Origin of the sequence: Brevibacterium sanguinis, from assembly GCF_039528855.1 — a bacterium.
GTDB classification, from domain to species: domain Bacteria; phylum Actinomycetota; class Actinomycetes; order Actinomycetales; family Brevibacteriaceae; genus Brevibacterium; species Brevibacterium sanguinis.
The window spans coordinates 150,346-169,284 of the sequence record NZ_BAAAMB010000010.1 but is presented as its reverse complement, the minus strand read 5'-3'; the positions used below and the strand labels follow the sequence as shown (position 1 = coordinate 169,284).

Sequence of the window (18,939 nt, the reverse complement as noted above, 5' to 3'; positions counted from 1 at the left end):
ACTCCCGACCCTGGCGGGGAGGGGACCGCCGGGGGCAGGCTGTGCGCATGCAGATCGCCCTCATCACCAACCTCGGCGCCATCACCGAGGAGTGCGCCCGCGTTGCCGAGAGCATCGGCATCGAGCTCACGGTGCTGCCACCGGACTCCGGCGGCTGGCAGGGCGCGGCGCTCATCCTCCTCGGCGAGGACGTCCGCGAGGTCCCCATGACCGACCGCGCCGACCGCATCCTCGTCGTCCTCGACGGAGACGAACCCGCATCGGCCTGGCGGCGAGCCGCGACCCTCGGCGTCGAACAGCTCGCGATGCTGCCCTCGGCCGCGGAATGGCTGAGCCAGCGGATCATCGCCGCCGTCGAGCCCCCGGTCACTCCCGGGGTGACCGTCGGCATCGTCGCCGGCTGCGGGGGAGCGGGCGCCTCGGTGCTCGCCAGCGCCCTGGCCAGACGCGCCGCGAAGGAGGTCTCGACGGTCCTCGTCGACGCCGACCCGCTCGGCGGCGGACTCGACCTCGTCCTCGGCGCCGAACAGGTGCCCGGCCCTCGCTGGGCGGACCTCAGCGCCTCCCGCGGCCAGCTGCGCCCCTCGGCGCTGCGCCACGCCCTGCCCGTCCACGACGGACTCGCGATCCTCTCCTGGGGACGCGATGACACCCTCGATCTCGCCCCGGAGGTGTTCGACGACGTCCTCGCTGCCGCCGGTCAGGCCTTCGATCTCGTCATCGTCGACCTGCCTCGCCACGCACCGCCGCAGTGGACGCGGCGCTGCCACCACGTCCTCCTCGTCGCCCCCGCTCGGGTCCGCTCCGCGGTCGCCGCCTCACAGGTGGCCAAACGGCTCTCCCACTCGCACCCGGATGTGCGCCTCGTCGTCCGGGAGACCGGAGCCGGCGGCCTCGACTCCGACCTCCTCGCCGACTCGATCGGACTCGGTCTGGCCGGCAGCATCCGCGACGATCGCGGACTCTCCGCCGCCGTCGACCGCGGTGAGGGCATCCCCGGCGGGGCGCGCCTGGGCCGCCTCGTCGATCGGCTCCTCGGGGAGTGGGTCGGATGAGCGAATGGCTCGACGCCTCCCTCGTCGCCGAGGTCCGCAAGACCCTGCTCGACAATCCCGGACCGGTGACGACCGCCGCCGTCGCCGAGGCGGTCCAGCGCACCGGCCGGGTGCTCGGTTCGGCGGCCCTCCTCGATCTCGTCACCCGCCTGTCCGCGCAGCTGTCCGGTGCCGGTCCGCTCCAGGCCGTGCTCGAGGTGCCCGGCACCACCGACGTCTTCGTCAACGGCCCGCGTGAGATCTTCGCCGACACCGGATCCGGGCCGACCAGCCTCGACCTCTCCCTCGGCTCCGAGGACGACGTGCGCTCGCTCGCGGTGCGCCTGGCCGCGCTCGGCGGGCGTCGCCTCGACGATTCGAGTCCGTTCGTCGATGTCCGCTTGCCCGACGGGGTGCGGATGAACGCGATCGTCCCCCCGATCTCCGGGGACCACACGACGATCTCCTTCCGGGTGCCTCGACGGTCCGGGTTCACCGTCGCTGACCTCCTCGGCGACGGCTTCATCCCGGCCGCCGTGCACGACCTCCTCGCCGAGGCGGTGCGCTCGCGGGCGAACATCCTCATCTCCGGGGGCACGGGCACCGGCAAGACCGTCCTCCTCGGCGCGCTCCTCGGACTCGTCGACCCCGCCCACCGGATCGTCGTCGTCGAGGACTCCCGCGAGCTCATCATCGGCCACGGTCATGTCGTCCAGCTCTCGGCCCGGCAGGCCAATGTCGAGGGCGGGGGCGAGGTCACGCTCACCGATCTCGTCCGCAACGCCCTGCGGATGCGTCCGGACCGCCTCGTCGTCGGGGAGTGCCGCGGTCCGGAGGTCAGGGACATGCTCACCGCGCTCAACACCGGGCACGAAGGCGGGTGCGCGACGATCCACGCGAACACCGCCGAGGCGGTCCCCAGTCGCCTGGCCGCGCTCGGGGCGCTCGCGGGGATGAGTCCGCAGGCCGTCCATGCGCAGTTCGCGACCGCGATCGACCTCGTCGTCCACCTCCGCCGGGTCGGCTCCGACCGCGGGCTCACCGAGCTGGCGATCCCGACCGGGCCGGAGGGGGAGACGATGACGATGGAACCGGTGTGGGGTCGACCCTCCCCGCGGTCGGCCGGGGAGTTCAACCGGCGTGCGCTCGCCCGCTTCGAAGCCGTCCTCGAGACGCGGTCGGCATGATCGTCCTCACCGTCGCCGTGCTCATCGCCGCCGGGATCGTGCTCGCGGCCCCACCCGATCCGCGGGCGCGCTTGGCCCAGCTCCTGGCGGCAGACCCTCGCCGAGGCGGCCCGCCGGGACCGCGATCACTGGCGCGGCGCGGACGGGAGGAGGCCGAGGCCGACCAGCTGTGGGCGATCGGGGCGGTGGAGAGCTGCGCGCATCTGCTCAAGGTGGGGATGACCCCGCAGGCGGTGATGGCGACGCTGGCCGGGCAGGACGATCGCCTTCGTCCGATCTCCCGGGCGATCGCGCTCGGTGACGATCCCGGGCGGGCGATCGCCGCCCGCGGTCAGGGTCTGCCCGCCGCGGCCGCCGAGGTGCTCACCGGGATGGCTGCGGTGTGGACGGTCTCTGAGCGGTCGGGGGCGCCCGCGGCCGACATGATCCTCCGCTACGCCGCTGCTCAGCGGGATGCCCTCGATGCGAGCCGGGAGCGGCGGATCGCGATGGCCGGACCCCGTGCCACCGTGCGGGTCCTCAGCTGGCTTCCCCTCATCGGCATGGGCCTCGGCCTGCTCATCGGCGTCCGCCCGCTCGCGCTCCTCACCGGTCTGCCGGGGCAGCTGAGCATCGGCGGCGGCATCGTCCTCTACGCGCTCGGCCGGTGGTGGATGATGCGGATGATGACCCGGGCGGAGCGCTGAGGGACGATGGCTGCGATCCTCGTCGGACTCCTCGTCGCCGCGGCCGTGCTGCTGTGGACCGCCCGCCCCGCGGGACGGCTGGAGATGCTGCTCAGCGGTGGTGTCCGGGCGGGCCGCCGGTCCGGTCCCGGTCCTGGGACGACCGGTCTGACGGCCGGTCAGACGGCCGGTGGGGCTGCCTCGGCGAGGAGCGGGGACGGGGGCACCGCCTCGGCGAATGAGCGGACCGCGGTCGCCGACGAACAGCTCGCATTCGACCTCGACCTCGTCGCGATCTGCCTCACCGCCGGACTGCCGATCCCTGTGGCGCTCACCCTCACCGCCGAGGCGACGGGCGACCGGTCGGGGCTGCTGCGGATCGCACGGGCGAAGACGATCGGCGGTGACGACCTGTCCGAGGACGACCGGCTGCGACCGGTCCTCGACGTCTTCGTCTTCTCCGAGCACACCGGGGTCGGACCGGCCCCGCTCATCGAAGCCGTCGCCGGGGAGCTGCGGGACTCCTCACGGCGCAGGCGGCAGGAAGCGGCCGCCGCACTCGGGGTGCGCCTCGTCGTGCCGCTCGGCGTGTGCATCCTGCCGGCGTTCCTCCTCCTCTCCGTCGTGCCCGTCGTCATCTCCCTGCTGACCGATCTCACCTCGGTGTTCTTCTGACTCGGTGCCGGGGCAGACAGTTTCGCTCAGCGGTTCATCGTGGACTCCTGCGCCAGTGATCCATGCGCCGGTGATCCACGCGGTGGGGGACGCGGCTCGCAGCTGGATCGGACCCCTCGGAAGCTCTTGATAAGGTCGCCCCATGCCTTCAGTTCCACCGTTCCACTGCCTTGACGATGTCGACGAGGCCGCACAGTACGCGCAGAGCCTCTTCGCCGGGCAGTCCGTTCGGCTGCGTCCCCTGCGCGAGGAGGACCTGCCGTACCTTGAACAGTGGTGGTTCGATCCCGCAATCGTCGTGCTTCAGAATGCCACCGTTCTGCCGCGACCCGAAGGTGCGGTGTCTGAGCAGTTCCTGCAGTGGAGTGCGAATACCGACAGCAGCTCCGTGGGCTTCAGCATCGAGCTCATCGAGAGTGGTGAGTTCATCGGTCACGTCACGCTATTCGGGCGCAACGCCATCAACCAATCCGCCACCCTGGCGATCATCCTCGGACCTGAATTCCACGGGCGCGGCTATGGCACCGACGCCGTCCGTCTGACCCTGCGTTACGGCTTCCTGCAGCTGGGACTAAACCGTGTCGAGCTGCGCACCTGGGCCTTCAACACTCGCGGGATCGCCGCATACGCGAACGCCGGATTCGTCGAAGAGGGCCGCCTGCGCGAGGCGGTGTTCTTCAACGGCCGCCGCCACGACGAGGTCATCATGGCGATCCTGCGCGACGACTGGTCCGGCTGACTCGCAAGAATGTTTCTGGGCGCAGCTGCCGGTCCGAGGGGGCGTCCCGGGATCGGGACGCCCCCTCGGACCGGCAGCTGACGAGGTTCGGCGGCAGGGCACCTGAAGCGTGAGCCGCCGGCCTCTGATGCCGACCTCAGCGCTTGATGCCGTGGCGGTCCATCGTCACCGGTCGCGAGGTGTGCACCATTGCCGGGCCGGACTTCGGGGCGACGATGAGCGAGAGGACCGTGATGAGCGCGACGACGATCCACAGGAAGCCCAGCGGCAGGACGCTGCCGGCGAAGGCGACGGCCAGGGCCGCTGCGACGGTCGGGGCGAGCCCGCCGAGGGTCGAGGCGATGTTGTAGACCAGCGCGGTGCCCGTGAAGCGCACGGCCGTCGGCAGGCGCCGGGCGATGAAGGCCGCGAACGGTCCGTAGAGAGCGCCCTGGATGATGACGTTGCCGAGCACGATCGCGAGCACGAAGCCCCACACGGTGCCGTTGCTGAGCATGAGGAGGATGGGGATCGCGAGGACGCCGCCGGCGATGGCGCCCATCATCAGCACCTTCGTCGTGCCGATCCGGTCGCTGAGGCGGGCGAAGAGGACCGTGGTGAGCATGAGGCCGAGCGCTCCGCCGGCCTTGAGGTAGAGGGAGTCGGAGACGTCGACGCCGTTCTGGGTGGCCAGGGCGAGACCGTAGACGGTGACGATCTGCTGGGTGAAGACCATCGAGGTGTAGACGCCGACACCGATGAGGATCGTCTTCAGGTGCTTGCTGAAGACGTCGAGGATCGGCAGGCGCTTCTCCTTCTTCTCCTCCTCGAGCTGCTCGAACAGCGGCGACTCGGTGACCTTGAGGCGGATGATGAACGCGGCGACGACGAGGACAGCGCTGAGGAGGAACGGCACGCGCCATCCCCAGACGAGGAAGTCATCGCCGGAGATGACGGCGGTCGTCGCGACGACGAGGGCGGCGAGCACGGTGCCCGCGGGACCGCCGGAGACGGCGATCGCGCCGGCGAAGGCGCGGCTCTTCTCCGGGGCGTGCTCGACGGCCATGAGGGCGGCTCCGGTCATCTCACCGCCGACGGCGATGCCCTGGAGGACGCGGAGGAAGACGAGGGCGAAGACACCGAAGTAGTTGCCGTCCTGCGTCGTCGGCAGCAGGCCGATGCCCACCGAGGCGACGCCGATGAGGGCGAGGGTGAAGACGAGGATCGGCTTGCGTCCGATCTTGTCGCCGAAGTGACCGAGGATGATGCCGCCGAGCGGACGGATGAGGTAGCCGACGGCGAGCGTGGAGAACGACGCGAGCAGCGCCCCCTGCGGGCCGAGACCGGAGAAGAAGAGCGGCCCGAAGACGAGGCTGGCCGCCGTCGCGTAGAGCATGAAGTCGTAGTACTCGAGCATCGTCCCCATGAAGCCGGAGGCGAGCACGGTGCGCACTTCCTTGGGGTCCGGGGTGTGTGCGGGCGGATTTTCGGGCAGGGGTGCAGAGGGCTGGGTCACGGGATTCTCCTCGGATCGTGCGGAATTCTCTGCCAGGAGTGCAGATCGTCGAACGTGCAGGCAGGCATCGGCGCAGGGTGGAGCGTCAGCGCGGTGTGCGGCGACGGTGCGGGTGCGGTGGCCCGGTGGTGCGGCCGGTCAGTGGTGCGCTGGGTCGGCACCGTCGTGATGGTGATCCGGAGTCGCTCGCCGAGGTGGCGGCTCCGAACCGGTGTCAGCGCAGGATGAACTCGTCTCGGTCGTGTGGGATGGATGCCCGCGAGTTCCGAACCGCGGACAGCTGCGCCTGGATGCTCGACCGGTTGTTACCGGGAACGATGTGATGGAGGAGGAGCTGCTTGGCTGAAGCGGAGTCAGCCACCCTCAGTGCATCGGCGACAGTCGTGTGGGACCTCAGGTGGTGGGCCCGTGAGGCGCGGGCGACGGGGTCGGTCGGCGAGCCGTGGACGGCGTCGATCCACTCTTCGTCGATCGCCTCGTGGAGGAGGATGTCGGCATTGTCGGCGAGCGCGATCATGTTCGGGGTGAACGTCGTATCCCCGGAGATCGCAACGACGCCGTCATCGGTCTCGATGCGGAAGCCGAACGCCGGTGCCACGGGTGGGTGGAGTGCCAGGGTGGCGAGGACTCGGACGCGATCGTCCTCGTAGATCGCGAACGGTCTGATCTCCGGGGCCGGATCGTCATCGGGGTGATAGCCGATGGTCGTGGGCACCGCGATGTCGGAGGCGGTGAAGAGCTGCTTCGCGGTGGGTTTGAGCCCGTCGAGGTAGCGGTCGTTGAGGTCGGTGGCGAAGGCGCGGAAGAGCAGGTCGACCATGTCTGCGGTGCCCGGCGTCGGCTTCTCCGGGTAGAGCGGGGTGCGGGCGGCCGTGCCGTCGGACGCTGCGGCGTGCTCCGACAGAGGAGGGGGTGTGCCGCGGTCACCGGGGCCGATGATACGGATCGGGTCGCTGTTCTCGCTCTTGGCTTCGTAGCTGCTGAAGAGGAGCAGGCTCGGGAGGGCGGCGACATGGTCGGAGTGGAGGTGGGTGAGGAACATCGCCCGCATCCGCTCCATCGGCAGGCCCGCCCGGACGAGGTTGCGGCCGGTGCCCGAGCCGGCGTCGATGAGGTAGAAGGCGTCGCCGACGACGACGGCGGTCGCAATGCCCGAGGGCTCTTCGGAGGCGGTGGCCGGCCACCAGCGGGGTCCGCCTGCCACGCCCAGGGTGATGACGCGGGTGGCAGTGGAGCTGGTGGATGGCATGGTGGTGACCTCTCGTCGGTGTCGGGGTTTCATCCAGTGTGGCCGAGGTCATAAAATTGATCCAATTAATTAAATGTCGAATGCACATAGGGAATCTCAATGAGCGACATCACGCTGCGCCAGCTCGAATACTTCCTCGCCGCCCTCGACGACGGGTCGATCACGGCTGCGGCGCGCACGTGCAGCGTCACGCAGGCGACGGTGTCGACGGCGCTCAACGAACTCGAGCGGGCCGTGGGCACCCGTCTGCTCGTGCGCAGTCGCACGGCCGGGGTTCGGCCGACGAGCGCGGGGACGGCCCTGGTGTCGCGGGCCCGGGCGATGCTCGATCTGGCCCGCGAGATCCCCGACGTCGCCATGGGGGACCAGTCGACGATCGTCGGTTCGGTCCGGGTCGGGTGCATCTTCCCGCTCGGGCCGTATCTGCTGCCGCAGCTGATCAGTGATTTCGCCGAGGCGCATCCCGGGTTGGACATCTCATTCACCGAAGGGGCGACCGGGGATCTGCGGCGAGAGCTCGACGTCGGTCGCCTCGATCTCGTCCTCACCTTCGGCGGTCAGCTTCCGCCGACGGTGCCGGCGCAGGAGATCGCGAGCTTCCGCCAGGTGATCCTCCTCGCGGCCGACCATCCGCTGGCCGGCCGCAAGGAGATCGCCTTCCGCGAGGTCGCCGAGATGCCGGTCATCCTCTTCAACCAGCCGCCGTCGCGGGACAGGGTCGAGGCGATGATCCGCGGGGCCGGAGTCGAGCCCGATGTCCGCTGGGAGAGTGCGAGTCCGGAGACGGTGCGCGGACTTGTGCGCCGGGGGCTGGGCTATTCGGTGGGCAACATCGGCTCGGAGGCCGAGGGCCGGGACTCCGACGACGGCATCGCCTACATCCCCATCGATGATCCTCAGGCGCCGAACTCGATCGTCGCCGTCTACGAGACCGGGCATCCGGTGCCGCGGCGGGTGAGCAGCATCGTCGACTACTTCATCGAGCAGAGTCCGACCTGGGAGTGGCTCGCGTACTGACTTGCGTGCAGTCGCCTGTGGACGAGTCGCGAACTCGTGTGCGCTGGGCCTGTGGACGCTCGAGCGGAGTCCACAGGGGTGTTCTCGGGCCTCGACCTCCGCGGTGCTCGCTGACCAGTCTGGAGGTCCGTCCGCGCAGAGTGTGCGGAACCGTCCTCGAGGAGGAGACCATGAGCACAGACACCACCGGCACAGACACATTCCGCACAGGCACCGCGCCGACTTATCCCGCGTGGGGGAGTGGACCCGCACCGGCGGCCGGCGGCGATTCCGTCGGTTCCGGGACGAGCGCCGACACCGCGTCGTCGCTCGAATCGGCGCCGCGAACCGACCGCCTGCCGGCCGACCACTCCGGAGCGGATGACCACCTCGACGGTGCGCTGCGGGCAGACGCGGGGTGGGGTGCCGACACCGGGGCGACGACGGCGGAGTACGCGATCACCACGCTCGCGGCCTGCGGCTTCGCCGCGCTTCTCGTCGTCATCCTCAAATCGGAGCCGATCAAGGAACTCGTCACCGGCGTCATCCAGGCAGCCCTCGGCCTCGGCGCCTGACATGCGCGCGCCCGGGTCCCGCGGTCACGACGACGCCGGCACGGCGACCGCGGAGTTCGCCGTCGTCCTCCCGGCCCTCGTGTTGCTCGTCGTCGTGCTCGCGGGAGCCGCCGCCGTGGGATTCTCCCAGCTGAGAGCCTTCGACGCCGCGCGGTCGGCCGCACGTGAGATCGCTCGCGGCGAACCGCGGGCCGCCGTCGTCGACGAGGCGAAGAAGCACGCGGGTACGTCCTCGACGGTCACCGTCGGCACCGACGGCGGGTATGCGACCGTGACCGTGACGATCGCCCTGCCCGACGCGATCTTCTTCCTCGACGAGGTCAGCGCCGAGGCGACGGCGCGTTCCGAGGGCGGACGGGGAGACGGGTCATGACGAACATCGTCATCGGGCTGTGCGGGATGATCGTCGCCTTCGTCACGGCGATCGGGGCCCTCAGCCAGGCGTTCGTCGCCCACAGCACGGCTCAGGCCGCCGCCGATCTCGCAGCGCTTGCCGCCGCGGACGCCGCGCGGGGTCTGACCACCGGCGACCCCTGCGAGACGGCGAAGGAGGTGGCCGAGCGCAACGGTGCGACGCTGCGGGACTGTCGGGCCTCGAGCGCGCAGCAGAGTGCGTTCGTCGAGGTCGACGTCGACATCCCCGGTCCTCTGCCGGCGGTGCGGGAGGAGGCTGTGGCGGGACGGTAGGGAATGGGCTGTCGTTGCGGGGCCCTGGCGTCGGGTGCGGGCGACCGCGACCTCAGGTGTCGATGACAGCGTCCGGTGTCGACGCCGGTGGCCTCAGTCGAGGACGCCGCGGAGCAGGCGCAGGGCGGCCGCCTTGTCGAGCGGTTCGTTGCCGTTGCCGCACTTCGGCGACTGCACACACGACGGGCAGCCGTCGACGCACTCACAGGCCGCGATCGCATCCCGGGTGGCGCCGAGCCACTCCTCGATGACCTCGCTGCCGCGCTCGGAGAATCCGGCCCCGCCGGCCAGTCCGTCGTAGACGAAGACCGTGGCCATGCCGGTGTCGGCGTGCAGCGCCGTCGAGACCCCGCCGATGTCCCAGCGGTCGCACCCGGCGAAGAGCGGCAGCAGGCCGATCGAGGCGTGCTCGGCGGCATGGACGGCTCCGGGCAGATCGGCCTTGAGGACCTCCGTCTCCTCGAGGAGAGCCTGCGGGATCGTCCACCACACCGCCGAGGTCCGCAGGGTGCGCTCGGGCAGGTCGAGGTCGTGTTCGGCGATGATCGCACCACCGCGCTTCGCCCGCATCCGGTAGGCGATGACCTCATCGGTGACGTCGACGGTGCCGCTGGCCACGGTCACCCCCGACGGCAGGGTGCGCTGGGAGGCGGTGTCGACGATGGAGATCTCCGTCGTCGACCGCGGCTGCGTCGTGTAGTCGACCTCGGCGCGCTCGATGAACGCGACTCTCTCGTCGAGATCGAGGTCGGCGACAAGGAAGTCCGTGCCCTGATGCGTGTAGACGGCTCCCGGGTGGGCACCGGTGTGCGCGCCCGCCTCGTCGACGGTGCCGAGCAGCGTTCCCGTGCTCGCCTCGACGAGGCGGAACTGACCGCCGCCGGTGCCGCGGATGTCGGCGAGGTCGGTGGCGGGCATGTCCTTGGCCCAGAACCACCCGGCAGGCCTTGCCCGCAGCATCTTCCGTTCGACGAGGTCGTCGACGACCTCGGCGGCATTGTCGGGGAAATGGGCGAGGTCGGCCGGTGTCAGCGGCACCTCGGCCGCGGCCGCGCACAGATGCCCGCTGAGGACATACGGGTTTCCGGGGTTGATGACCCCGGCATCGACGGGAGCGTCGAAGATGACCTCCGGGTGGTGGACGACGTACGTGTCAAGCGGGTCGTCCCGGGCGATGAAGACGGCCATCCACTTCTGTCCGGCCCGGCCCGCACGGCCGGCCTGCTGCCACAGCGAGGCCAGAGTGCCGGGCCAGCCGGAGATGATGACGAGGTCGAGTCCGGAGATGTCGATGCCGAGTTCGAGGGCATTCGTCGATGCCACCGCGAGCAGACGCCCCGACCGCAGAGCCGCCTCCAAGGCGCGGCGCTCCTCCGCGAGGTATCCGCCGCGATAGGCGGCGACCTTGCCGGTCAGGGAGTCATCGACGGCTCCCACCTGCTCGCGGACCGTTGACGCCAGCGCCTCCGAGCCGCGGCGGGAGGCGATGAACGCGATCGAGCGGAAGCCTGCGCACATCGCGTCGGTGAGGACGTCGGCCGCCTCGGCGAGTCCGCTGCGACGATCACCGTCGGGTGACACCGGCGGCTCCCACAGCGCGAAGCTGCCCGCGGCACGCGGGGAGGCGTCCTCGGTCACCGGGTGCGCCGGCCGCCCGGTCAGCCGCGCGAACGCCGCATCCGGCTGCGCCATCGTCGCCGAGGCGCCGATGACGACCGGATGCGCGCCGTAGTGAGCGGCGATGCGCAGGAGCCGCCTGAGGATGAGCGCGACATGGGAGCCGAACACGCCGCGATACCGATGGGCCTCGTCGACGATGATGAAGCGCAGGGACTTGAACAGCCGGGCGAAGCGCTCGTGCTGGGGAAGGATCCCGCGGTGGAGCATGTCCGGGTTGGTGAAGATGATGTTCGCGTGCCGGCGCGCCCAGTCCTTGGCCGCCTGCGACGTGTCGCCGTCATACGCCGCCGGGCGGACACCGCGGACGATGAGCTGCTCGAGCTTCGTCAGCTGATCGGCGGCGAGTGCCTTCGTCGGAGCGATGTAGATCGCCGAGGAGGTCCGCAGACCCTCCCGCGTCGTCTGGATCGACTCGAGCACCGGCAGCCAGAATCCGAGCGACTTGCCCGAGGCGGTGGGGGTGGCGATGACGACGTCCTCGCCGTCACGGGCCGCCTGCGCCGCCTCGACCTGATGCCGCCACGGGCGGTCGACGCCGATCGCGTGGGTCGCGTGCCGCAACTCCTCATCGACCCACTCCGGCCAGTCCGACTCGTGTTCGAACCGCTGTGGAATATCGCGGGTGTGGACGATCCGATCGTCCCTGACACCGAACCCGGAGACGATGTCGTGGAGAGGGGAATCGGCCATGATCCCAGTATGGCGCAGTCGCCTGTGACTAGGATTCACCTGTGACCGAAGAGACAGCAGATGTGAGCCGCACCCCCGACGTTCGCGATACCCCTGACGTTCGTGACACCCCGGACAGTCGTGACAACTCTGACAGCCGTGCCACCACTGTGGTGGGGAACCGCGGTGACGGGAGCGGGACTCCGTCCCTGAGCGCCGAGCAGCGTGCCGGCGCGGAACGGCTCGGTGCTGCGCTCTATGCGGCGGGGTACACCGAGCCTCGGCTGCGGCAGTTCTGGGGAGGACCCGTCTCCGACGCGCTCGCCCGCAACAACGCAGCCCCCGCCCTCCGCCACTGCCGGCAGGTACTCAGGGCGAGGGGCGCGGACACCGGGCCCGGTGGCGGCACGGACTCGCCGAGCAGCTCAGACTCGCCGAGCGGCGCGGGTGAGGCTTCCGCCACGGAGGCGGCGTCGGCGGACCTGTCGTTCGACGAGCGGCTCGCCGTGCTCGCGCTCACCTTCCTCCTCCGCGACACTCTGCCGACCGCCCTTCTCGAGGCGGCGCTCGGCGCAGCCGACTGTGCGACAGCATTCGACCTCGGCCTCCTCGCTGACGCCTCCGGTCCGGGCACCGGCGATGACCGAGACCGGGACTCCTCCACACGGGACGCCTCCGCCTCATTCGTCACCGCCCCGTTCGCCGTCGCCCCGTTCGACCTTCCCGTCGGCGTCCCGCGCGGTCTGCGACCGGGGGATGAGAACCTCTACCTCGTCAGCGACCACGGCACCCTGACCAGCCCGGACGTCCTCGACGGTGACTTCGTCCTCGGCGTCGGGGGCGCGGGACGGACACTTGTCTCTCTCACCCCGCGCGACCACGTCGCGCTCGCCGCAGACATCGGCACCGGCTGCGGCATCCAGGCACTCCTCCTCGCCCGGCATGCCGACCGCGTCATCGCCACCGACATCTCCGCCCGTGCCCTGCACCTGACCGCACTCGGCGCCGCGCTCAACGGGGTCACCAACCTCGACCTGCGTCAGGGATCGCTGCTCGACCCCATCGACAGCACCGTCGACCTCCTCGTGTCGAATCCGCCGTTCGTCATCACCCCGCGCGGTGCGGAGGCCGATGCAGCGCTGCCCGCGTTCGACTACCGGGACGGCGGGATGCGCGCCGACCGGCTCGTCCGGGAGCTCTTCACCGAGATCCCCTCCGTCCTTGCCCCCGGCGGTCGAGCCGTGTGCCTGGGCAACTGGGAGGTCACGCCCGATTCGACGAGCGGTCCGGAGACCTGGGTCAGCAGCACTGCCGACGGGACTCGCGAGCCCACCGCCTCCCACGACACCACCACTGCGACTGCTGCCTCCCATGACACCGCCACTGCCACCCCAGCCAGGGACTCCCGCGACACCTCTACCGCGGCCGCGGAGACCTCCGTGTTCGTCATCGAACGCGAGATCCTCGACCCCGTCACCTACGCCGAGACCTGGATCCGCGACGGCGGCATCCCCCGCGCGAGTGCCGAGTGGAACGCAGCCACCTCGGCGTGGTTGGACGACTTCGCCTCCCGGAAGGTCACGGAGATCGTCTTCGGCTACGTCCTCATGCACCGGGCAGATAACGATTCCTCATCACTTTCCCCGCAGGCCACCGGCACTACCCTGGGTCGGACCGACCTCGCCGAGGCGGGGGCTGTGCCGGCGTTCCGCGCGCGGGTGCGCATCACCTCGGCGCCGGCGACGAACCCCCACGGAATCGGCGCGTTCGTCCAGACGATCCACGAACTCGGTGCCTGGGCGGAGTCCGCCGGTGACGAGGAGATCGCGGCCACCGCATTCACCCGCTCACCCGACCTCGTCGAGCATCGGCACTTCGTGCCGGGGGAGACGGACCCGACGTCGATCACCGTCGAACAGGGCATCGGCTTCGGACGCGTCATCGACGTCGACACGGCCCTGGCCGGGTTCCTCTCCGTCGCCGACGGCAGTCTCACTCTGCGCCAGACCGCCGCGGCGCTCGCCCAGCTCCTCGGCGTCGACGAGGCGGCGCTGGGGAACCAGCTCATCGCCCAGGTCAGAGGGCTGGTCGCGGCCGGCATGCTGCTTCCCGGCGGCGATTGACACGACGGGACGCGGATGCCACAGTATGGGCCACCGCCAACGCACCCCGGGAAGAACCCGGACAACAACAGTGTTACATTGGCTCGGATCGACCATCTCGTCGATCACCCCGTGCCCCGAAAGGAATGAGTGAGCGTGGCCACAACCGAGAAGAAGCCCCGTCGTCTCGTCATCGTCGAGTCCCCGACGAAGGCGCGCACGATCGTCGGGTACCTCGGCGACGGCTACGACGTCGAGGCCTCAGTCGGACACATCCGCGACCTCCCGACGCCGTCGGAGCTGCCCGCCGACATGAAGAAGGGGCCGTACGGGAAGTTCGCCGTCGACGTCGACAACGGCTTCGACCCCTACTATCGTGTCGATCCGGGCAAGAAGAAGAAGGTCACGGAACTCAAGCGCCTGCTCAAGGACGCCGACGAACTCTTCCTCGCCACCGATGAGGACCGCGAGGGCGAAGCCATCGCGTGGCACCTCAAAGAGGTGCTCAAGCCGAAGATCCCCGTCAAGCGGATGGTCTTCCACGAGATCACCCCCGAGGCGATCTCCCGGGCACTCGAGAACACCCGCGAGATCGACATCGACCTCGTCGACGCGCAGGAGACCCGCCGCGTCCTCGACCGCCTCTACGGATACGAGGTCTCCCCGGTGCTGTGGCGCAAGGTCCGCGCCGGCCTGTCCGCCGGCCGCGTCCAGTCGGTCGCGACCCGGCTCGTCGTCGAACGCGAACGCGAGCGCATGGCGTTCGTCTCCGCCGACTACTGGGACCTCGACGTCGATCTCGGACTGCCCGACGGGTCGAACCCGTTCGCCGCGAACCTCACGACCCTCGACGGGTCGCGGGTGGCCAGCGGTCGCGACTTCAACGACAAGGGCGAGCTGAAGACCAAGTCCGCCGTCGTCGTCGACCAGGCGAAGGCCGAAGAGCTCGCAACCCTGCTCGCGGGGCCGGCGAAGAACGCGCTGACCGTCTCCGGCGTCGAATCGAAGCCGTACTCGCGGCGGCCCGCCGCCCCGTTCACGACCTCGACGATGCAGCAGGAGGCCGGCCGCAAGCTGCGGATGAGCGCCCGCCAGGCGATGCGCACCGCCCAGTCGCTCTACGAGCACGGCTACATCACCTATATGCGCACCGACTCCTCGGCGCTGTCCGGGCAGGCGATCGCCGCGGCCCGACGCCAGGTCACCGAGCTCTACGGTCCGGAGTACGTCCCGCAGTCCCCGCGCCAGTACGCGAGCAAGCAGAAGTCCGCGCAGGAGGCCCACGAGGCGATCCGTCCCGCCGGAGACTCGTTCCGCACGCCTGCGCAGGTGGCGAAGTCGCTCAGCGGCGACGAGTTCCGTCTCTACGACCTCATCTGGAAGCGCACCGTGGCCAGTCAGATGGCCGACGCGAAGGGCTCGACGGCGACGATCAAGGTCGCAGCCGACCTCGGCGACGGCCATGAGGCAGGTTTCAGCGCCTCGGGCACCGTCATCACCTTCCGCGGCTTCCTCGCCGCCTACGAGGAGGGTCAGGACGCGAGCCGCTACGACACGAAGTCCGGCGAATCCCGCCTGCCGCAGGTCGAGCAGGGCCAGAAGCTCTCCGTCGTCAAGGTCGCCGCCGACGGTCACACGACCGCCCCGCCGCCGCGCTTCACCGAGGCGAGCCTCGTCAAGCAGCTCGAAGAGCTCGGCATCGGCCGCCCCTCGACGTACGCCTCGATCATCTCGGTCATCCAGGACCGCGGCTACGTCACCTCCCGCGGCAATGCGCTCGTGCCGAGCTGGCTGGCGTTCTCCGTCGTCCGCCTGCTCGAAGATCACTTCACCGAACTCGTCGACTACGAATTCACCGCCGATCTCGAATCCGAACTCGACCGCATCGCGATGGGCGAAGAGGATCGCAAGGCCTGGCTGGCCCGGTTCTACTTCGGCGGGAAGGGCCTCGACCGCGAGGGTCTCAAGGAGATCGTCGACGACCTCGGCGAGATCGACGCCCGCGAAGTCAACACGGTGCGCATCAGCGACGGCGTCGCCCTGCGCGTGGGACGCTACGGCCCGTACCTCGAGGTCACCTCGGGGGTCGAGGGCGAGGACCCGAAGCGCGTGTCGATTCCCGACGATCTCGCTCCCGATGAGCTCACCGCCGCCAAGGCTGCCGAACTCATCGAGAACCAGGGCGACGGCGACCGTGAACTCGGTGTCGACCCGGAGACCGGGCACACGATCGTGGCGAAGAACGGCCGGTTCGGCCCCTACGTCACCGAGGTGCTGCCCGAGTCCGAGGAGAAGCCCAAGCGCGGCGCGAAGAAGCCCAAGCCGCGCACCGGTTCGCTCTTCAAGTCGATGGACGTCGGCACGATCGACCTCGAGACCGCGCTCAAGCTGCTCAGCCTGCCCCGCATCGTCGGCCAGGACGAGGAGGGCACGGACATCACGGTGCAGAACGGCCGGTACGGCCCGTACCTGAAGAAGGGCACGGATTCGCGGTCGCTGACCGATGAGGAGCAGATCTTCACGATCACCCTCGAGGAGGCGCTGAAGATCTACTCGGAGCCGAAGCAGCGCGGCGGACGCACGGCCAAGCCCCCGCTCAAGGAACTCGGCGAGGACCCGGAGACGAAGAAGCCGATGGTCGTCAAGGACGGTCGCTTCGGCCCCTACGTCACCGACGGGGAGACGAACGCGACCCTGCGCAAGGATGACGACGTCGAGTCGATCACTCCAGCGCGTGGCGCCGAACTCCTCGCCGAGAAGCGTGCGAAGGGCCCGGCGAAGAAGAAGGCACCGGCGAAGAAGGCTCCCGCCAAGAAGACGGCGGCGAAGAAGACGACTGCAGCCAAGACGACCGCGGCGAAGAAGTCGACGACGGCGAAGACCACCGCGGCGAAGACAACTGCGGCGAAGAAGTCGACGACGTCACGGACCACGGCGGCGAAGAAGACCACGGCTTCGAAGACGACTGCGGCCAAGCCGAAGACCCCCTGAGCCGGGCGGCCTGAGGCCGGCGGCGAGGCAGGACTCCTCGAGTCAGGCGACTGCTCTGCGTTCTGCGCGTGCGAGAGCCCCTGGGTGCGTTCCCGGGGGCTCTTCACATGCTCAGCGGTCGGCGGACCGCCGAAGAGCGGCCTCACATCGAAGGTGTGCCGCATCGACGGTGATTGTGTGCCAGCTCCAAGGTGAAATCGGAGCTGATTCCACCCTGAACCTGGCGCACAATCCGGCTGACTGCCAGTGGGCAGTAGGAAACTCTGCGGCGTAAAGGGCTATTGCACTGTATAACGAATGTCATACACTTTCTGTGTGACGGCGATCGAGTGGGATTCGCGCGCAGCTGCACACATGTGGCGGCGCCATGGTGTCACGCAGACAGAGGCAGAGGAGGCAATCGATGATCCGGAAGCCCTCCTGCTGACGCCTGATCCGGCCAGCAGATCCGGCAAATCTGATCGATACATCGGGTGGAGTTCCACGCGGGCAGAGGTGCTGGTCGTCATCGTTGTCAGGCACGAAGGTCTGCTCTACGGCGGCAATGCTTGGCCCGCCAATGAATCGCATCGCAAGCTCTACGAAGGAAGCCGTCATGACGAAAGGTAGTGTTCCTCCCGAGGCGCGCGCAGCACTGCGCGCCGAATTGGATGCCGATACCGCTGATTACCGGGACAAGTTGGCAGAAGGTGAGTGGCGCAAATCGAATCGAAGTGCCTCACCGCTGCTGACCGTGCGAGTCCCTGTTGATGTTCTTGAGAAGCTCCAGGCGCTCGCGGAGGAGTCAGGAGTGTCCGTCTCAGCGCTCACGCGACAGTTCATCGCCGAGGGACTGTCGAATCGCGGCGACGAAGATCTCGTTGCGGCACTGGACCGGTTGGAACGCGATGTGGCGGCAGTGAAGGCGCGAGCTCAAGCAGGCTGCGTAATCCCCGGCCAGCAGTGAAGACGCAGACTCCTCGAGTCAGGCCGCTGCTTCACGCAAGTGAGAGCCCCCGGGTACGTACCCGGGGGCTCTTCACATGCTCAGCGGTCGGCGGACCGCCGAAAAGCGGCCTCACATCGAGTGTGCGCCGCAACGACGGTGGTTGTGCGCCAGGTTCAGGGTCAAATCGGAGCAGATTCCACCCTGAACCTGGCGCACAATCCGGGGTGGCCGCGGAAGGCCGCCGTGAAGTCCGTTTGCGTCTCCCCGCCACCGGACGCCCACCCGGACCCCGCGTGCAGAGCATCTCCCAGGGCACCGCCGCCACCGTCTTCAGAGCACGTGTCCGGCGGCCTGTGCGGGCAGGGCGGCGAGTTCGTCTGCCGTCGGCGAACTGGGCGTGAGCGCGAAGTCGCGGGCGAAATAGGAGGCGAACGCCTCGGCGACGGCATCGACCGTGATCTCCGGGTGCACCTCACTGATCGCCCCGCCGGTCAGCGGATCCCACGTCACGCCCAGTGCGGCCTCGACGTCGGTGAGGACGGCGCGGATCGGATCGGGGTCGGTGACGATGACCGAGGACGAGAACAGCCACGCCCCGGAGACGACGCGCTGCGCGGTGCCGATGGCCTTGATCCGTCCGGCGACGTTGACGCTGTACTCTCCCGGGCAGTATTCGCCGGGGATCTCGCCGAGGCGGGCGTCGACGCCGATGCCGCGCAGCACTGAGACATAATCTTCGCCGAAGCGGCTGAAGCGCGCGGAGGTGTTCGTGATGAAGGAATCGCTCGGTTCGATGTGATCGATGACGAGAGAGCCCTCATGGTAGGCGGCGGCGCGTCCGCCGAGGCTGCGCAGAGCGGGGGTGAACCCGTGGTCGCGGGCGGCTTCGACGGCGGCCGGGAAGCCGGGGAGGAAGCGGTCGCGGGCACCGAAGGCCACGGTCGGGGCGGGACGGTAGAGCCGCAGCGTCGCGCCTCGGCGCCCGGCCTTGACCGAGTCGAGGAGGACACGGGCGAACGCGAGCTCGTCGATCGGGGACAGGCCCTCGGTCTCGACGCGATCCATCGGGGTGCGGGAGTCGTCTCCGGTCGTGGGGCCGGCATCGTCCGGTGCGGGTTCACGGTCTGTCGTCACGGATCAAGAGTAGAGGATGGCCCACACACGCCGGACACTGGCGGCGACCGCGCACCCGACACCGGCGGGACTCACCGGAAGGCCAGCCGAGACTCACGGGGCTTCCAAGAGATATGTCAGCACCTGAAGATAG

Annotated in this window: 17 protein-coding genes; 13 read left to right on the top strand and 4 right to left on the bottom strand. The window is 69.5% G+C overall.

The window, feature by feature from the left end:
- The first annotated feature begins 47 nt into the window (after positions 1–47).
- The 5 genes from ssd (at position 48) to ABD154_RS12690 (ending at position 4,300) form a co-directional block, all read left to right on the top strand.
- Positions 48–1,055, top strand: a complete 1,008-nt coding sequence (ssd, locus tag ABD154_RS12710; RefSeq protein ID WP_211978043.1) for a septum site-determining protein Ssd — start codon at positions 48–50, stop codon at positions 1,053–1,055.
- A complete protein-coding gene (locus ABD154_RS12705; protein WP_211978042.1) occupies positions 1,052–2,221 on the top strand; it encodes a TadA family conjugal transfer-associated ATPase in 1,170 nt (389 codons plus the stop codon). The genes ssd and ABD154_RS12705 overlap by 4 nt, the downstream gene beginning before the upstream one ends.
- The gene (locus ABD154_RS12700) at positions 2,218–2,907 is read left to right on the top strand and encodes a type II secretion system F family protein (protein WP_198500666.1); all 690 of its coding nucleotides are present in this window, start codon (positions 2,218–2,220) and stop codon (positions 2,905–2,907) included. Before ABD154_RS12705 ends, ABD154_RS12700 begins: the two co-directional genes overlap by 4 nt.
- Before the next feature lie 6 nt (positions 2,908–2,913).
- Positions 2,914–3,561, top strand: a complete 648-nt coding sequence (locus tag ABD154_RS12695) for a type II secretion system F family protein (protein WP_198500667.1) — start codon at positions 2,914–2,916, stop codon at positions 3,559–3,561.
- A gap of 142 nt (positions 3,562–3,703) precedes the next feature.
- Entirely contained in the window at positions 3,704–4,300 is a 597-nt protein-coding gene (locus tag ABD154_RS12690) for a GNAT family N-acetyltransferase (RefSeq protein ID WP_198500668.1), read from the top strand.
- 136 nt (positions 4,301–4,436) lie between these two features.
- Here the strand turns inward: ABD154_RS12690 and ABD154_RS12685 are convergent, their stop codons facing one another.
- On the bottom strand, positions 4,437–5,795 hold the full coding sequence (locus ABD154_RS12685) for an MFS transporter (protein ID WP_232623848.1): 1,359 nt from the start codon (positions 5,793–5,795) through the stop codon (positions 4,437–4,439).
- Positions 5,796–6,009: 214 nt separating this feature from the next.
- Positions 6,010–7,044 (bottom strand): MBL fold metallo-hydrolase, encoded by a 1,035-nt coding sequence (locus ABD154_RS12680; protein ID WP_198500669.1) that lies wholly within the window; start codon positions 7,042–7,044, stop codon positions 6,010–6,012.
- A 99-nt stretch (positions 7,045–7,143) separates the two neighbouring features.
- Between ABD154_RS12680 and ABD154_RS12675 the strand changes: the two genes are divergently transcribed.
- The 4 genes from ABD154_RS12675 (at position 7,144) to ABD154_RS12660 (ending at position 9,302) form a co-directional block, all read left to right on the top strand.
- Entirely contained in the window at positions 7,144–8,061 is a 918-nt protein-coding gene (locus ABD154_RS12675) for a LysR family transcriptional regulator (RefSeq protein ID WP_198500670.1), read from the top strand.
- A 170-nt stretch (positions 8,062–8,231) separates the two neighbouring features.
- Positions 8,232–8,615: a DUF4244 domain-containing protein gene (locus tag ABD154_RS12670; protein ID WP_198500671.1), complete on the top strand. Its 384-nt coding sequence runs from the start codon at positions 8,232–8,234 to the stop codon at positions 8,613–8,615.
- Between the two features lies 1 nt (position 8,616).
- Entirely contained in the window at positions 8,617–8,988 is a 372-nt protein-coding gene (locus ABD154_RS12665) for a TadE family type IV pilus minor pilin (protein ID WP_198500672.1), read from the top strand.
- On the top strand, positions 8,985–9,302 hold the full coding sequence (locus ABD154_RS12660) for an Rv3654c family TadE-like protein (protein ID WP_198500673.1): 318 nt from the start codon (positions 8,985–8,987) through the stop codon (positions 9,300–9,302). The genes ABD154_RS12665 and ABD154_RS12660 overlap by 4 nt, the downstream gene beginning before the upstream one ends.
- Positions 9,303–9,395: 93 nt before the next feature.
- Here ABD154_RS12660 and ABD154_RS12655 read toward each other — a convergent pair whose 3' ends face one another.
- Entirely contained in the window at positions 9,396–11,672 is a 2,277-nt protein-coding gene (locus ABD154_RS12655; protein WP_198500674.1) for a DEAD/DEAH box helicase, read from the bottom strand.
- Positions 11,673–11,824: 152 nt separating this feature from the next.
- Between ABD154_RS12655 and ABD154_RS12650 the strand changes: the two genes are divergently transcribed.
- The 4 genes from ABD154_RS12650 to ABD154_RS12635 all read left to right on the top strand — a co-directional run bounded on the left by ABD154_RS12650 (position 11,825) and on the right by ABD154_RS12635 (position 17,690).
- Positions 11,825–13,774, top strand: coding sequence for a methyltransferase (locus tag ABD154_RS12650; RefSeq protein WP_344251398.1), 1,950 nt, complete (start codon positions 11,825–11,827; stop codon positions 13,772–13,774).
- A 135-nt stretch (positions 13,775–13,909) separates the two neighbouring features.
- The gene (topA, locus tag ABD154_RS12645; protein ID WP_198500675.1) at positions 13,910–16,744 is read left to right on the top strand and encodes a type I DNA topoisomerase; all 2,835 of its coding nucleotides are present in this window, start codon (positions 13,910–13,912) and stop codon (positions 16,742–16,744) included.
- Between the two features lie 315 nt (positions 16,745–17,059).
- Positions 17,060–17,353, top strand: coding sequence for a BrnT family toxin (locus tag ABD154_RS12640; RefSeq protein WP_198500676.1), 294 nt, complete (start codon positions 17,060–17,062; stop codon positions 17,351–17,353).
- Positions 17,340–17,690, top strand: coding sequence for a ribbon-helix-helix domain-containing protein (locus ABD154_RS12635; protein WP_198500677.1), 351 nt, complete (start codon positions 17,340–17,342; stop codon positions 17,688–17,690). Before ABD154_RS12640 ends, ABD154_RS12635 begins: the two co-directional genes overlap by 14 nt.
- Positions 17,691–18,002: 312 nt before the next feature.
- On the opposite strand, the gene ABD154_RS12630 is transcribed toward ABD154_RS12635, so the two are convergent.
- Positions 18,003–18,737 carry a lipoate--protein ligase family protein gene (locus tag ABD154_RS12630; protein WP_198500892.1) on the bottom strand — a complete coding sequence of 245 codons (735 nt, stop codon included), beginning with the start codon at positions 18,735–18,737 and terminating at the stop codon, positions 18,003–18,005.
- Positions 18,738–18,939: the final 202 nt, after the last annotated feature.

What these genes read in the sequence shown, in the direction of transcription:
- ABD154_RS12670 (WP_198500671.1), top strand. Translation starts at nt 8,232, where the DNA reads ATGAGCACAGACACCACCGGCACAGACACATTCCGCACAGGCACCGCG.
- ABD154_RS12690 (WP_198500668.1), top strand. Translation starts at nt 3,704, where the DNA reads ATGCCTTCAGTTCCACCGTTCCACTGCCTTGACGATGTCGACGAGGCC.
- ABD154_RS12700 (WP_198500666.1), top strand. Translation starts at nt 2,218, where the DNA reads ATGATCGTCCTCACCGTCGCCGTGCTCATCGCCGCCGGGATCGTGCTC.
- ABD154_RS12630 (WP_198500892.1), bottom strand. Translation starts at nt 18,737, where the DNA reads ATGGATCGCGTCGAGACCGAGGGCCTGTCCCCGATCGACGAGCTCGCG.
- ABD154_RS12635 (WP_198500677.1), top strand. Translation starts at nt 17,340, where the DNA reads ATGACGAAAGGTAGTGTTCCTCCCGAGGCGCGCGCAGCACTGCGCGCC.
- ssd (WP_211978043.1), top strand. Translation starts at nt 48, where the DNA reads ATGCAGATCGCCCTCATCACCAACCTCGGCGCCATCACCGAGGAGTGC.
- ABD154_RS12655 (WP_198500674.1), bottom strand. Translation starts at nt 11,672, where the DNA reads ATGGCCGATTCCCCTCTCCACGACATCGTCTCCGGGTTCGGTGTCAGG.
- ABD154_RS12695 (WP_198500667.1), top strand. Translation starts at nt 2,914, where the DNA reads ATGGCTGCGATCCTCGTCGGACTCCTCGTCGCCGCGGCCGTGCTGCTG.
- ABD154_RS12660 (WP_198500673.1), top strand. Translation starts at nt 8,985, where the DNA reads ATGACGAACATCGTCATCGGGCTGTGCGGGATGATCGTCGCCTTCGTC.
- ABD154_RS12675 (WP_198500670.1), top strand. Translation starts at nt 7,144, where the DNA reads ATGAGCGACATCACGCTGCGCCAGCTCGAATACTTCCTCGCCGCCCTC.
- ABD154_RS12680 (WP_198500669.1), bottom strand. Translation starts at nt 7,044, where the DNA reads ATGCCATCCACCAGCTCCACTGCCACCCGCGTCATCACCCTGGGCGTG.
- ABD154_RS12665 (WP_198500672.1), top strand. Translation starts at nt 8,617, where the DNA reads ATGCGCGCGCCCGGGTCCCGCGGTCACGACGACGCCGGCACGGCGACC.
- ABD154_RS12705 (WP_211978042.1), top strand. Translation starts at nt 1,052, where the DNA reads ATGAGCGAATGGCTCGACGCCTCCCTCGTCGCCGAGGTCCGCAAGACC.